At 33.4% G+C, this 14,279-nt stretch carries 14 protein-coding genes and 1 pseudogene; 1 reads left to right on the top strand and 14 read right to left on the bottom strand.

The annotated features are described in order from the left end of the window. Positions 1 to 116, top strand: a pseudogene (locus tag HT719_RS11320) (DNA-binding protein); the annotation flags it as partial. Positions 117 to 401: 285 nt separating this feature from the next. Here the strand turns inward: HT719_RS11320 and argH are convergent. From argH to HT719_RS04830, 14 genes are all read right to left on the bottom strand, one after another. Beyond that, positions 402 to 1,796, bottom strand: coding sequence for an argininosuccinate lyase (gene argH / locus HT719_RS04895; protein WP_172928436.1), 1,395 nt, complete (start codon positions 1,794 to 1,796; stop codon positions 402 to 404). A 28-nt stretch (positions 1,797 to 1,824) separates the two neighbouring features. Then, positions 1,825 to 3,021: an argininosuccinate synthase gene (locus HT719_RS04890; protein WP_138703219.1), complete on the bottom strand. Its 1,197-nt coding sequence runs from the start codon at positions 3,019 to 3,021 to the stop codon at positions 1,825 to 1,827. Positions 3,022 to 3,037: 16 nt separating this feature from the next. Continuing rightward, positions 3,038 to 3,844 carry an ABC transporter substrate-binding protein gene (locus HT719_RS04885; protein WP_050223629.1) on the bottom strand — a complete coding sequence of 269 codons (807 nt, stop codon included), beginning with the start codon at positions 3,842 to 3,844 and terminating at the stop codon, positions 3,038 to 3,040. Positions 3,845 to 4,015: 171 nt separating this feature from the next. After that, positions 4,016 to 4,821, bottom strand: a protein-coding gene (locus HT719_RS04880; protein ID WP_100104433.1) for an IS5 family transposase whose coding sequence is annotated in 2 segments (ribosomal slippage) — positions 4,016 to 4,444 and positions 4,447 to 4,821 — 804 coding nt in all. Because the reading frame shifts where the segments join, the coding sequence is not laid out codon by codon here. Positions 4,822 to 4,853: 32 nt separating this feature from the next. Further along, positions 4,854 to 5,450, bottom strand: a complete 597-nt coding sequence (locus tag HT719_RS04875) for a response regulator transcription factor (protein WP_172928434.1) — start codon at positions 5,448 to 5,450, stop codon at positions 4,854 to 4,856. Further along, positions 5,431 to 7,005: an ATP-binding protein gene (locus HT719_RS04870; protein ID WP_023945192.1), complete on the bottom strand. Its 1,575-nt coding sequence runs from the start codon at positions 7,003 to 7,005 to the stop codon at positions 5,431 to 5,433. The genes HT719_RS04875 and HT719_RS04870 overlap by 20 nt, the downstream gene beginning before the upstream one ends. Before the next feature lie 89 nt (positions 7,006 to 7,094). Next, positions 7,095 to 9,113: an FtsX-like permease family protein gene (locus HT719_RS04865; protein ID WP_023945194.1), complete on the bottom strand. Its 2,019-nt coding sequence runs from the start codon at positions 9,111 to 9,113 to the stop codon at positions 7,095 to 7,097. 11 nt (positions 9,114 to 9,124) lie between these two features. Beyond that, positions 9,125 to 9,859, bottom strand: coding sequence for an ABC transporter ATP-binding protein (locus tag HT719_RS04860; protein WP_023945195.1), 735 nt, complete (start codon positions 9,857 to 9,859; stop codon positions 9,125 to 9,127). A gap of 263 nt (positions 9,860 to 10,122) precedes the next feature. Next, positions 10,123 to 10,299: a salivaricin M family lantibiotic gene (slmA, locus tag HT719_RS04855; RefSeq protein ID WP_057487960.1), complete on the bottom strand. Its 177-nt coding sequence runs from the start codon at positions 10,297 to 10,299 to the stop codon at positions 10,123 to 10,125. Between the two features lie 93 nt (positions 10,300 to 10,392). Then, entirely contained in the window at positions 10,393 to 10,575 is a 183-nt protein-coding gene (slmA, locus tag HT719_RS04850) for a salivaricin M family lantibiotic (RefSeq protein WP_078156164.1), read from the bottom strand. An 80-nt stretch (positions 10,576 to 10,655) separates the two neighbouring features. Continuing rightward, the gene (gene slmA, locus HT719_RS04845) at positions 10,656 to 10,823 is read right to left on the bottom strand and encodes a salivaricin M family lantibiotic (RefSeq protein ID WP_240148716.1); all 168 of its coding nucleotides are present in this window, start codon (positions 10,821 to 10,823) and stop codon (positions 10,656 to 10,658) included. Positions 10,824 to 10,853: 30 nt separating this feature from the next. Beyond that, positions 10,854 to 11,024 (bottom strand): salivaricin M family lantibiotic, encoded by a 171-nt coding sequence (gene slmA, locus HT719_RS04840; RefSeq protein WP_240148715.1) that lies wholly within the window; start codon positions 11,022 to 11,024, stop codon positions 10,854 to 10,856. A 31-nt stretch (positions 11,025 to 11,055) separates the two neighbouring features. Further along, positions 11,056 to 11,244, bottom strand: a complete 189-nt coding sequence (slmA, locus tag HT719_RS04835; protein ID WP_057487957.1) for a salivaricin M family lantibiotic — start codon at positions 11,242 to 11,244, stop codon at positions 11,056 to 11,058. 914 nt (positions 11,245 to 12,158) lie between these two features. Then, positions 12,159 to 14,276, bottom strand: coding sequence for a peptidase domain-containing ABC transporter (locus HT719_RS04830; protein WP_078156163.1), 2,118 nt, complete (start codon positions 14,274 to 14,276; stop codon positions 12,159 to 12,161). Positions 14,277 to 14,279 lie beyond the last annotated feature (3 nt).

The following is a 14,279-nucleotide window of genomic DNA, read 5'->3' as shown; positions in this document are numbered from 1 at the left end:
ACGATTCTAAACTTATCCAAAAAGGGTTCTCCCTTCTGGAGCTAACCGAGGAAACTTCTATGCTGTCTCATCTCAAAAAAGAAGTAGAGATCTATTACCAAGCGAAGGAAAGATAAAAAAGCCGAGGGATTTCCTCGACTCTTTACATATTATTTGTTCGTTAGTTCTTAATACCAGCCATTGTTAAACCAGAAGTTTTTAGCTCTGCCAAGCCACATAGTGTGTTTACTACTATGTGTCCATGTCACCATGAATCGCCAAACGATTTAACGAGAAAGTATGACTTTTACGTTTATCCCAACTCAATTATGACATTTTTTTCAAAAGTCAATATATCTCACTTTTTCAACGACAAGAAAGAGGCTGATAATCTACCAACCTCTTGTTCTAAACCTATCAATCTAGCACTTTTTAGCTTCATTCGCTTTCTTAGCAACTGCAATCTGGTATTTCACTTGGTCAAACCCTGTACCTCCCAAGGAATTTCGCCTTTGAACAGCAGTTTTAGGTTGCAAGTAGACATAAATATCCTCGGCAATGAGGGAATGATAGGTTTGTAATTCCTCCAAAGTCCAATCTTGAATATTTTTAGCAGACTTGATAGAGTCTAACACTAATCTTCCCACAACCTCATGAGCTTCTCTAAATGGCAAGCCTTTCCCTGCCAAATAATCTGCCAACTCAGTCGCATTTGAAAAGTCCTTCTCTGTAGACTCTTGCATTTTTTTCTTGTTTACCTGCAAGCTAGATAACATACCTGCCAATACATCAAGGGAATTTAAAATCGTTTCGACCGTATCAAACATCCCTTCCTTATCCTCTTGCAAATCCTTATTATAAGCTAAGGGCAAGGACTTCATGACTGTCAACAGTCCAAACAGATTCCCATAAACTCTACCAGTCTTTCCTCGAATCAACTCAGCCATATCTGGATTTTTCTTTTGTGGCATAATAGAGGAACCTGTTGTAAACGTATCTGACAAGGTAATGAATTGGTACTCAAAACTACACCAATTAATCATTTCTTCACAAAAACGGCTCATATGCATCATGAGTATGCTGGCATTTGACAGAAATTCTAAGATAAAATCGCGGTCACTAACAGCATCCAAAGAATTTGTATAAGGTTGCTTAAACTCTAACAAATCGCTAGACAATTGGCGATCAATGGGGAAAGTCGTCCCTGCCAAAGCTGCCGCACCTAGAGGGCATAGATCTGTATGCTTCTGGTTAAATTCAAAACGTTCACTGTCTCTCTGAAACATATTGTAATAAGCCATCAGATGATGGGCAAAACTAATAGGCTGGGCATGTTGCAGATGGGTATAGCCCGGCATAATCGTCTCCACATGATTTTCCGCCAAGTCTAATAAAACACCCTTGAGATGAGCCAGTTTATCTAGGACATGACCTAGTTGCTCCTTGAGATACAAGTGCATATCTGTCGCAACTTGGTCATTTCGAGAACGAGCTGTATGTAGCTTCCCTGCAAGGGGACCAATTTTTTCTGTCAGTAACACTTCCATATTCATATGAATATCTTCGTTTCCGATATCAAAGTCAAGTTGGCCTGCCTCTAGCTCTTCTAAAAGCTCTTTCAACCCTTCTTGAATCTTTTCTGACTCATTCAAACTCAAAATGCCCGTCTGACCCAACATCTGAACGTGGGCTAAAGAACCAATCACATCAAATTTAGCTAATTTCTGGTCAAAAGATATACTCGCACCAAAGCGCTCTACCCAGTCTTCGACAGTACCTTCAAAGCGACCACCCCATAATTTTGTATTCTTAGCCATATCACATCCACCTCTCTATCCAATCGCCCTATTTGGCGCTTTTTTGAACCTCAGAATGAACCTTGGTTGGAAGTCCCCACAACTTAATAAAGCCAACAGCCGCATCTTGGTCAAAGGTATCCGCACTGGTATACGTCGCCAAATTTTCATCGTAAAGTGAATTTGGTGATTTCCGAGCCACGACCTGAGCGCTTCCCTTATAGAGTTTGACTTTTGCAGTCCCATTGACAACTTTTTGAGTCTCTTTAATATAAGCAATCAAGGCTTGTGTAGCCGGACTAAACCACAAAGCATTATAAATGAGATTTGATAATTCATTTTCTATGATTGGTTTAAAATGAGCCACTTCTCTCACAAGCGTCAAATCCTCAATTTCCTTATGAGCTGTCAGCAGGGTCACTGCACCTGGACACTCATAGATTTCTCTTGATTTAATCCCAACCAAGCGATTTTCCACGTGGTCAATCCGTCCAACCCCATGTTTTCCAGCTATTTCATTGAGTTTTTGAATCAAATCTGCCAATTTTAGCACTTCTCCATTGAGAGAAACTGGAACACCTTCACTAAACTCAATTTCAATGTATTCTGGCGTATCTGGAGCTTGCTCTGGAGAAGTTGTGATGCCAAAGGCTTCTTCTGGAGCCTGATTCCATGGATTTTCCAAAACACCACACTCATTAGCACGTCCCCAAAGATTTTGGTCAACAGAGTAGGGATTGTCAAGGTCAGCAGGAACAGGTACCCCATTTTCCTTGGCATAATGAATTTCTTCCTCCCGAGACCATTTCCATTCACGAACTGGCGCAATCACTTTTAAATTGGGATCCAAGGCTGCAATCGATACTTCAAAACGTACTTGGTCATTCCCCTTACCTGTACAACCATGAGCAATTGTAGTCGCTCCTGTCTGATGCGCGATTTCAACCAATTTTTTAGAAATCAGAGGGCGGCTCAAGGCAGATACCAAGGGGTACTTTTGTTCATAGTAGGCATGTGATTGGAGAGCCACTAGCACATAATCTGTAGCAAATTCGTCCTTAACATCAATGACATAAGATTCGACTGCCCCAACCTTGAGAGCCTTATCATGGATGAAATCTAAGTCTTTCCCTTCACCCACATCCATACAAACTGCAACAACATCATAGTCTTTCTTCAGCCAGGTAATAGCAACTGATGTGTCTAAACCGCCAGAATAGGCCAAAATTACTTTTTCTTTACTCATATTCTTTTCCTTCTTTCTATTTTTCAATGGACGCTTTAAAGGCATCCTCAATGAGTTTGTCTAATTCTCCAGACTCCTTCAACTTTTGAATGGTTTTATCGACTGCCTCTTTTAATTCCTTGCTATCTTTTTTCATGGCGACCGCGTAGGAATCATCTTGCTCTTTTTCAAAATTGAGGTCTGCGATTGCTAAATCAGGATTATTTTCCACAAATCCCTTGGCAACTGGTTCTTCAAAGATGACGGCATCCACTTGCCCTGATTTTAAATCTGTGATTAAATTCCCATTTTTAGGCAGAGATACGAGGGATGAATTTTGTAGCAAATCTTTCGCCATCGTCTCTTGAATCGAACCTTTCTGTGCTCCGACCTTTTTCTGCGCCAAGTCGTTTACAGACTGATAAGTGGCCAAGTCAGATTTTTTGACAATGAGTTTATTTTTTGCAGTATAGTAGGGAATTGAAAAATCGAACACCTTGCTCCGCTCATCTGTCTTAGAAACACCAGATATGGCAAGGTCAGCTTTACCTGATTGAACACTAGCCAGTACATTGTCAAAACTCATGGGAGATAGTTCCAATTCGACACCTAGTTCTGTTGCGATAGCCTTGGCTAATTCGATATCTGAACCCACAATCTGATTTTTCCCATCAACCACTTTTTGGTATTCAAATGGAGCAAAATCTGGATTGAGGGCTACAACCAATTTTCCTTTGGACTTGATAGCTTCAATTCCAGCCGATTGATTGTTACTACAAGCAAATAGTAGGGGGAGCATCACTAAACCAAACATCGTCATCAACACCTTCTTCATCTTATTCATAACAAAGCCTCCTTTATGTTTATTCTTTTTAGTTGTATAAATAATACTGCTATCCTCATCGTTTGTCAAGCCTAAATTGAAAATTTTTTCAGTTTAAAACAAAAAAACCTAGAAATACTACATAAAAATGTCATTTCTAGGCGTATTTATGCTATTAGACTTCCTGTGAAACTAGAATCCTAGTTCACGGTTGATAATTTCAGCAATTAAATTTATTCGTAATCCAAAGCGTTTACGTCGATTTCGATAGGTTGTTGAAAACATTTTAAACGTTTCTACTTTGGCAAAAACATTCTCAACCTTGATTCTCTCTTTAGATAGCACATGATTATAGGATTTATCTTCAAGAGTTAGTGGCTTAAGTTTGCTTGATTTCCTCGGAGTTTGCGCTTGTGAATACATCTTCATGAGCTCTTGACAACCACTGTCAGCCAAGATTTTACCAGCTTGTCCGATATTTCTGCGGCTCATTTTGAACAACTTCATATCGTGGCAATAGTCCACTGCAATATCCAAAGAAACAATTCTCCCTTGGCTTGTGACAATCGCCTGAGCCTTCATAGCATGACATTTCTTTTTACCAGAATAATTGGTTAGTTGATTTTTTTAGGACGATTGATTTTTACCTCTGTTGCATCCACAATCACCGTATCCTCAGCACTAAGATGAGTTTTTAAAATCGTAAAACCACTTTGAAGAAGAGTCACTTCAACCCATTGACTCCGACGGATTAAGTTGCTTTCGTGAATGCCAAAATCAGCCGCAATTTGTTCATAAGTTCGGTATTCTCGCATGTATTGAAGAGTAGCCATGAGGAGGTCTTCTAGGCTTAACTTAGGGGTTCGTCCACCTTTTGCGTGTTTAAGTTGATAAGCTGTTTTTAACACAGCTAACATCTCTTCAAAAGTAGTGCGTTGAACACCAACAAGGCGCTTAAATCGTGCATAACTTAATGGTTTACTTGATTCATAATTCATAGTTTTATGCCAATTTGGCATAAAAGATAATCTTACTCTGGAGAGAAATATCCTAAAAGTTCTGCTTTATGGATTGCCTCCTGCCTATTATTAACACCTAGCTTTGAAAATACATTTGCCAAATGATTCGAAACAGTCCGCTTACTTAAAAATAAGGTTTCACAAACCTCATCAATTGTTAAACCATTTCTAATCGATTCTAACACTTCTATCTCTCGTTCAGACAAGATATCCACGATTTCTTCTACCGAAAAATACTTTTTTCCACTATATATACCTTTTAATTGAGTAAGAAGCTTATCTGGATCGATACTTTTATCAATAAAAGCATAGGCTCCCATCTTATGAGCTCGATACTCATAAATTTTTTTGCTATACCCTGTTAAAATAACGATTTTAATACCTCGTTCTTTTTTTATCATTTCTTCTGCCAAGGCTAATCCATCTGTTTCATAAATACTAGTCAAATTAATATCTATCAAAATGATATCGTATGGACTATAATCAATATCATCTACTGATTGAAAATTTTCAACTAAATCAACATATTCAATTGTTTCTGATAACTCTAAAATCATTTTTATGCTCTGACTAAACAACTTGTGATCATCAATTAATAAAATTTTCATAGCATAGCTCCTTATCTATTGGTAATTGAATTTCTACTTGAAACATAGCATCCATTGTCTGAATTTCTATTGTTCCACCTAAAACACTAACACGATTTTCTAAATTCTTTAACCCATAACCAAGATGGTTACTAGAAATATCATAATTATTTTTACAAGATAAATAAATAATATCGTCAGATACAGAGAGAGATAACCAAATAGTATGTCCTGATGAATATTTAACAGCATTAGTCACTAATTCTTCAATAAAGCGATAAAGAATCTTATCATACGGTTCCATTAGAAAAAAATCAGACTGAAAATCTGTTTCAACTTCTTTCATAGTCTCATATCTCCTCAATATTCTATCAATTAATGATGTATATTTTTTAGTTAACTCCTCATTGCCACTACTCATTGGTTGATAATAATCCATTCTCTCTCGGATACGTTGAACTAGTTCATCTGAGACATATCCAATCTGAGTTCTAAACTTCTCATCTTCTCCATATTTATTAAAATTTTTAATAGCCATCACACTTTGTAATACTTCGTTATGAAGAAATTCTGCGAATTGTTGCTCTATATCTTCATTAGCTAACAAATTCTTCACCATCTTATTTCTTTTCAAAAATAAAACTTCTAAATAATCTTTTGCACCCGTTAGCCGCTTACCTCTAAATAATCTAATAAATTCTTCCGTTAGAAATCCAACAATCAGCACAAGTAAATTAAAACAAATAAAACTTTGTTTTAAATCTAGTCTTGCAATAATAAATGTAGCAATTAAAAGGATACTTACCCCCAGTAGTACTTTTAAACTTGCCTCAATATATAATAGTTTCAACTCATCTATCTTTTTTTGAAAACTCATATAAATTGTTTTCAAGTGGAACGAAACAAGTACCAAAAAAATTTCTACATACCATAAAAAATTTAAAATACCAATATCAGCCGTGTTAATATATAAAATGACATAAGTAACGGGTAGAAAAAATGAAAGGAAGGTTAAATTTTTCCTCTGGTAATTTAAAAAAGATTTCAACTCTTTTTTATACATCATTAACAGAACAATAGGTAAGCAAGAAATGAAAAATGATGTAAATATAGATAAGAATAAAAAGAGAGGCTCACTAAAAAAATAAGATATCTCTGTAATAATCGTAACAATAAAAGTTACAAAAAATAGTTCCTCACCTATTTTTTTACCTAACAGAATAATAGATACTGAACTATAAACTAATAGAAAAGAATTAATGGGATGAAGCAGATCTAAAAAATGGAATAATGTGTGTTCAACATTCAAACTCAGAGCCAATTGCCAACTAATTAAAAATAGAGATAGTAATAGCCACAACTTTAATTCACTATATTTAAACTTTAAGAAATTACAAATATAAGTAGAAATAATCAACAAAATAATAAAAACAACTGCAAATTTTTGAGTAAAAGTTGATGAAAAGTCAAATGGAATTTTAAGGTATATATAAACCATTAATATAAAATGATTTATTAAAGTGCTCCACCATAACAATAATGAGTTATCAGAAATATTCTTTAACCACGTCTTCATATTTAAAATTTCCTACTATGATTTTTTGTTATCATTATATCACAAAACCAGAATAAGGATAGCTAATATCCCATTCTGGTTTTCACTCATTAGATCTGATTACTGGCCCTCACACAAATTTTATAGGTAAAATAGATATAAATTGTAAATAAACCAATCATAAACAATAAATATTTTACATCAATTACAACTGTTGTATTTGCAAAATTTTCAAAGTAGCCTAATAAGCTATTACTAAGTGAACAACTCAATGGAATAGCTATTAGCAACGGTATTAGAAAATAGGCGAGAATCTGTTGAAAAATAATTTTTTTATTTTGCATTCTTTGATTTCCTAATAAATAAAGTATATTGTAATCATTAACACTTTCTAATGCATTTGTGGAAGCCTGCAACGACAGAATACTCAATGTGATAACTGTAAAAATAACTCCAACAAAAATTAGAACTAATACAATGACTCCCATAACTCCTAGATATAGTTCTGCTGATCGAACTTTTGTTTGATATACAAAATCAGCTTGATTTCCTTCTTGATCCGTAAAATAATAATTTTCAATCCAGTTCTCTAAAAATGATTCAACATTTCGTTTATCAATCCCTTTTTTATATAAGGCTACATAATGTAAACTGTTAATAGTCAATTTTTTCGCTACTTTATCAGGGACTATCAATGTCCCTCGATCATTATTTTCTACTGTAGTAACAAAATAAACATTTTCCAAAGGACTTTTAGAACTTGACCTTAACTTTACATCGGAAACAGTCAATTCGTTAGTTTTAGAGAGAAATTCCCTAATCTGCTTCCTAGTGCCTTTATAGTTTGCATTTATTAAAAATTCATTGTCTGACAAACTGACTTCTTTTTTCCCTTGAAGTCTTAATAAAGAATTATAATCAGTAAGCGAAACAATATTAACGAACGAGCCTCCTAATTCTTTATCTAAATCCCATAAATTGCTTGTATCAATAATATCTTTATAAGTCAATTCACTTATATAAGTTGGATACTCAAACTCTTTATCAATAATCGAAAAGTCAAAACCATCTTCTTTTAACTTATTCTTTACATCTATATTGTTATGATGGTATTTTTCTCCCTTAAACATCTGCACATCAATATCATAAGGAATAAATTTATTTAAATCATTACTCAATGAACTGTAGGCACTACCACTAAAAATCAATAAGCTAGTTGCTAATGCCAAGGAAAGCGATAATACCGATATGGTCACCGAATTACGATCTGCTTGCTTAGATAGTTGTCTGAGTTTAAATGAATTATATTTCTTGAAATACCAATTTGGCAATGAATAAGTTAAGCGGATCAAAGAATGACTTAATGTACTGTAAAAAATAAATATAACTAGTACAAACAGTGTTATAAGTAACATTCCCCAATTTCTAAGAATTGAAATATGTGTATAGTCTGATAAATAGACACATCCAAAGCAAATAACTAGTGCCGACAAGATAAATAGTAGCAATTGCCATTTTGTTTCTCCTTTCGAAAAAATAGAACTTTTAACACCATTTTCTTGAATAAGAGAAATAATAGCTTGCTTTCTAAAGGTAACTATGTCCATCACACCAATGATTACACTTGTTGCTAAATATGATATTCCTAATAAATTAACTGATTTCATGTCTAGAAAAAACATATTACCAAAATAATTCCCCATAAAAAAATTAGATGCAATATGTGCTAGAACAATCAATACTCCTAACCCTAAGATAAATCCTGCAAGCAAAGCAAACAGATTAACAACCATTGTCTCACAGAAAAGCGTTCCTACAATATGACGTTTTTTCATCCCCAATGTTGCGTATAGACCTAGCTCTTGTTTTCTTCGACCTAATACGAAACCAGTGGAGTAAACAACTAAAAAAGCAATTGTACTCAATACAACATAAGATAATAGTCCCATATATTGTGTCATAATGGTTGTCATCATCTCCTTAGCACCTGATAAACTTTGCATAACAGGATGACTTGGCAAAGCATTAAATGCATAGAGTAGACTATAAATTAACGTTAAACTAAGAAAATAAACTGTGTAGGTCTGTAAATTTCTTTGAACATTTCTGAGAATTAATTTTGGATACATCCTACTTCTCCTTATCGTGTATGTTTATAAATTTTTTGTAAGTATTCTTCATTTGATAAAGAATGGCGGTACATATCTGCTGTAACTTGTCCATCCTTTAATAGAATAATTCGTGATGAATACTTAGCTGCTGCCGGATCATGTGTCACCATTAAAATGGTAATGCCAAAAACTTGATTAATCTCTTGCAGAAGAGCCATTAAATTTTCTGAGTTAGCCGAATCTAAAGCACCTGTTGGTTCATCTGCAATAAGCAGTTTAGATTCATCAATTAGAGCACGTGCGGTGGCAACACGCTGTCTTTGTCCTCCTGATAATTGATTGGGAAATTTATTTCGTAATTGACCAATTGATAATTTTTCTAGGATATTTTCTATTTTTAAATGACAATCAGCAACTTTTTTCCCTTGAATTTGTAATGGTAAGACAATATTCTCATAAACTGTTAAAGTTTCAACTAAATTATAAGATTGAAAGATATAGGAAATATTTTGTGAGCGATAGTTTGCCAATTGATTATCTGTTGCATTGATGATATCAAATCCCTCAAAGGAAATATCACCTGACGTCGGCTTATCGATTGTTGAAATACAGTTTAACAAAGTTGTTTTTCCACTGCCGCTTGCTCCCATAATAGCAAGAAATTCTCCTGTCTTTACAGAGAGATTAACATCCGATAAAGCATGAACTAGGCTATCTCCCTCCCCAAACTCTTTATTTAAATTTTTTACAACTAATTGTGACATAAATATTCCTCCATTTCTATTTTACAAGACTATTATAATCAATCTGAGCTTTAATATCATGAGTAATTCGTGCATAATCTCTCTAAAGACAAGTAAAAAAGCCATAAACTAGTATGGCTTTTTAAATATACATCATTTTCGTTCTTTTCGTTTTTTCATAACGTAGACGATACCAATAATAGATGCTCCTAGAATCAATACGGGAGCATAAAACTCAAGTGTTCCAATAATTCCTTCCATCTTACTCTCCAATCTTGTTCATTCTATCTACAGCGGACATTTGGTGACGTACATTCATAAGAAAGCGTGAAAGCCCACCCACAGCGACCTTGACTAGTCATTCGAATTGCTGTTCTGAGTCCAGCTGCAGAATTACCTGCTAATTCTTGATTGTCAATTTCATGACGCAAGCTATCAACTTCTACATAATTTTCTTCCATTTTGTTTCTCCTATAATTTATCATTTAACTCTATATCTGTCAACTATAACAAGGAAAATTTTCACATCTCAAGAAACATATATACTTCCTAAATTAACAATTAACATTATTACTTGTACATTCATAAGAACATGTGAAACATCGACCGCAGCGACCAGCTAGAGTCATTTTAAATGCTGAATACCAGCCTCCTGCACCAGAAGTTCCTTCCAATTCTTGAGCGCTAATTTCAAAGTCTAAAGTGTCAATTTCTGAATTATATTGCTTGTTTTCCATATTGTCCCTCGCAAAACTTTCCTTGTTTATAATAAATTTAACAAATACTATTTATCAGAATAAAATTTTCTAATCCTTAGTTAACCGCATTTTACATGATTACTAGTACATTCAAATGAACCAGTAAACCATCGACCACAACGACCTGCTAGACTTAATTGAACTGCCGTGAACCAGCCTGAACCTGATTTGCCTGAAAGCTCCTGCTCGTTTACCTCAAAATCCAAATTATCAATCTCTGATGACATTTTCTTTTCTTCCATCATTTTCTCCTATTTTTATTTACCACAACTTACGTTGTTACTAGTACATTCAAATGAACCAGTAAACCATCGACCACAACGACCTGCTAGACTTAATTGAACTGCCGTAAACCAACCTGAACCTGATTTACCTGAAAGCTCTTGCTCATTTACTTCAAAATCCAAATTATCAATCTCTGATGACATTTTCTTTTCTTCCATCATTTTTCCCCCATTTTTATTTACCACAACTTACGTTGTTACTAGTGCATTCAAATGATCCTGTAAACCATCGACCGCAACGACCTGCTAGACTTAATTGAACTGCCGTAAACCAACCTGAACCTGATTTGCCTGAAAGCTCTTGCTCGTTTACTTCAAAATCAAGACTATCAATTTCTTCACATTTATGAATATGTTTAGTCATAAACAACTCTCCTTTCTTTTTTTAAGATAATCATCTTTACACTACTAAGTATACATCGCTAAATAGCTTTAGTAATGAGTAAATCGTGCAATAATATTGAACGATTTAAAAATTAAAAATGGTAATACAGATTGATTAGCTAGATATTCTAATATAGCAATAGACTCCGTGTGAAATATCTTTTTCTATCTATGTCAAGCTAGCTTGAACAATTAAATTGGAACAATCAATTTAGCTCTATGACAATGTATCTATCATAATTCTCACACCTTCAGCATACTGCTAGTAGAAAATAAAGTTGGAGGCTATATTGATGTCACAACGGAGTATTTCTTTGGAAATTCCATAATCTTGTCGTTTTTTTCAGAAAAATAGAAATAATCTGTTCTTAAAGTTCGTATTAGAAAATTAAAACTTACCTTGTTTCAAGCTCTCAATCAAGAAACAATAGAAACCATTTTGAGTAAAGTGTTGATCGGTGGCAATTCGACTAGTCATAACCACCCGTGAAAACGGGTGGCTTGTACACCGGCTATAAGCCGTTTCTCTCCAGCGGCGTCTAAAGACGCTCGCTGAACTTCGTTCAGGTCGTGCTATATTACTTGACTAATTTTTCTCACAGAGAAAAACTGGCTTGAAACCACAATTAAAAGGACTGAGTCCTGTGCAATACAGGATTCAATCCTTAGCATAAATTAATAGTTCAACTTTTGAGGTCATTACACCTTGACGAAGTAGAATTCTTTTCAATTTTTACATTTTCCAATATTTTTAGTGAGTGATACTATAAAACTAAACCCCATACTTCTGAGACATAAGTTTATTCTTACTTTTCTTGGAAGTGTGATACAAATGATAAGCATAATCAACTCATTTAATGCAAAATAACTTAAACTTGAAATTTTTTATTAAAATTAATAATTCATTTGATAAAGTTGACTGTATAAACCATCTCTATTATTTAATAGCTCTCTATGCGTCCCTCTCTCAGAAATTTTTCCATTGTCCATAACAAAAATCTGATCAGAGTCAATAATTGTAGATAAACGATGTGCAATCAAGATTATAGTAATATTCTGCTCTTTAAATTTTCTCATTATTTGTTTTTCGTTTACATTATCTAAATAGCTTGTCGCTTCATCTAAGAGCATAATTCGAGGTTTCTTGACTAATGCTCTAGCCAAAATAATTCTTTGACGTTGCCCACCAGACAAATTCAATCCCATCTCCGAAACTAGCGTATGATATCCCATAGGCATATTTTGGATTTCATCGTGAATATTTACTAATTTACAAATTTCCTCTACTTCTTCTTGTGAAATAATATTATCACCTATAATATTTTCAAGAATAGTTTTATTAAAGAGTGTCATATCTTGAGGTACAATTCCAATTTGTTGACGTAAGTATTTTTTCTCAAATTTATCATAATCTATATTATCAAACAATATTTCTCCTGAACTTGCTGGATATAGACCAATTAATAACTTAGATAGAGTGCTTTTCCCAGAACCAGATGATCCGACAATTGCAACCTGCTCTCCTTGTTTTATTTCTAAAGAAATATTTTCTAAAACCTTTTTACTATCTTTTGTATATGAAAATGATACATTTCTTAATTCAATATCGCCTTTTAAATCAAATTTTAATTCTCCATTTTCCTCCATGTCTTCTTCTAAAATTTCAACTATCCTAGCTAAAAACGTTTTACTATTGTAAAATGATACTACTGTTTCAAAAATATTATTAGTTTTACTGAATAAAAGAGTACTTAAAGAATAAAGTGCAAATACACTTCCTATACCAACACTACTATTTGATTGTAAAGCAACAAACAGCAATATAAAAGGTGAAATAAATGTGATAATAGTAAATAACGAATTCACAAATCCTGAAAAAATTTCACTACATTTATATCTATATATATTTTTATCAAATAAACTCTTCCACTGCTTATATGTCTGGTCTTCAAAACCTTCCATTTTAATTCCCATCATAGAATAAACCATTTCAATCTGTTTATTCTGTAAGTCATTTTGAGAAATTATAAATGACTTATTTCTTTGTTCTAAACTCTGTCTGGTCAAGAATAATATAAAAAGATTCAAAAAAAACAATAGAACAGCTAATAAGGATATAATATAATTAAATCTAGCAAAATAGATTAAAATGCAAATAGCAAACCCTATATCTAAAATCCCAAGTATAAACTGATTTGTAAATAACTGTCTGATTCTAGACAAACCATTTATTGAGTAGATTAAATCTCCGCTACTTCTAGTAGAAAAAAATTTATAAGGTAACTTAAAGAGATTACTTATCACATTATTGTTTAGTCGCTCATCAATAGCACTTGTCAATATAATTGCAAAATATCTCTGGCACAACATGATAATAAAATATATGGAGACAAAAACTAAGAATCTAAGTAATAAATCGAATTGTTTAATAAAAACTCCCTTTGAGACTTCGTTTAAAATTTGTTGCATCCATAGAGGAAAAATAAAATTTACTCCATAACTACCTAGTGTTAAAAAAAGCAATGGAATAAAATATGGCCAAGTTTTTAACAACTGTTTATAAACTACTTGAAAGTTTTCTTTACTCTTTCTCCTAGATACTTGTGAACTATCTACTATACTGATTAGATACTCTGAAAAACCTTCTGAAAATTCTTCCAAACTATATCTAATTCTACCAAGTTCTGGATCGACAACCCATACAAATTTTTCGTTTACCTTCTCAATTACTACAAAATGTTTACTTTGCCATAAGGCAATTGCTGGAGTCAAAATTTTAGAGAAATTTTCAATTTGTTCTTTGGGATAACGAAACGACTTAATAGAAAATCCAATATTTTCTAATATATCAATTAAGTTTCCAAAATTTGTTCCATCCCTTCCTGTTTCCTGAATATTACGTAAATCTTTGACAGAAATCTCATGATCAAAATAACTTGATACCATTGCTACACAACATAAACCGCACTCTGTTTTTTGATGCTGTTCTATAAATGGTACTCTTCTCTTCATTAC

The organism is Streptococcus sp. k-378 (assembly GCF_013277505.1).
Taxonomy (GTDB): domain Bacteria; phylum Bacillota; class Bacilli; order Lactobacillales; family Streptococcaceae; genus Streptococcus; species Streptococcus pseudopneumoniae.
Note: the sequence above shows the minus strand (reverse complement) of the source record. Positions and strands in the feature narration are given on the sequence as shown.

Bases quoted from the DNA above. Each gene is read 5' to 3' on its own strand.
- argH (WP_172928436.1), bottom strand. From the start codon at position 1,796: ATGGCTAAGAATACAAAATTATGGGGTGGTCGCTTTGAAGGTACTGTC.
- HT719_RS04890 (WP_138703219.1), bottom strand. From the start codon at position 3,021: ATGAGTAAAGAAAAAGTAATTTTGGCCTATTCTGGCGGTTTAGACACA.
- HT719_RS04885 (WP_050223629.1), bottom strand. From the start codon at position 3,844: ATGAATAAGATGAAGAAGGTGTTGATGACGATGTTTGGTTTAGTGATG.
- HT719_RS04875 (WP_172928434.1), bottom strand. From the start codon at position 5,450: ATGAAAATTTTATTAATTGATGATCACAAGTTGTTTAGTCAGAGCATA.
- HT719_RS04870 (WP_023945192.1), bottom strand. From the start codon at position 7,005: ATGAAGACGTGGTTAAAGAATATTTCTGATAACTCATTATTGTTATGG.
- HT719_RS04865 (WP_023945194.1), bottom strand. From the start codon at position 9,113: ATGTATCCAAAATTAATTCTCAGAAATGTTCAAAGAAATTTACAGACC.
- HT719_RS04860 (WP_023945195.1), bottom strand. From the start codon at position 9,859: ATGTCACAATTAGTTGTAAAAAATTTAAATAAAGAGTTTGGGGAGGGA.
- slmA (WP_057487960.1), bottom strand. From the start codon at position 10,299: ATGGAAGAAAATTATGTAGAAGTTGATAGCTTGCGTCATGAAATTGAC.
- slmA (WP_078156164.1), bottom strand. From the start codon at position 10,575: ATGGAAAACAAGCAATATAATTCAGAAATTGACACTTTAGACTTTGAA.
- slmA (WP_240148716.1), bottom strand. From the start codon at position 10,823: ATGTCATCAGAGATTGATAATTTGGATTTTGAGGTAAACGAGCAGGAG.
- slmA (WP_240148715.1), bottom strand. From the start codon at position 11,024: ATGTCATCAGAGATTGATAATTTGGATTTTGAAGTAAATGAGCAAGAG.
- slmA (WP_057487957.1), bottom strand. From the start codon at position 11,244: ATGACTAAACATATTCATAAATGTGAAGAAATTGATAGTCTTGATTTT.
- HT719_RS04830 (WP_078156163.1), bottom strand. From the start codon at position 14,276: ATGAAGAGAAGAGTACCATTTATAGAACAGCATCAAAAAACAGAGTGC.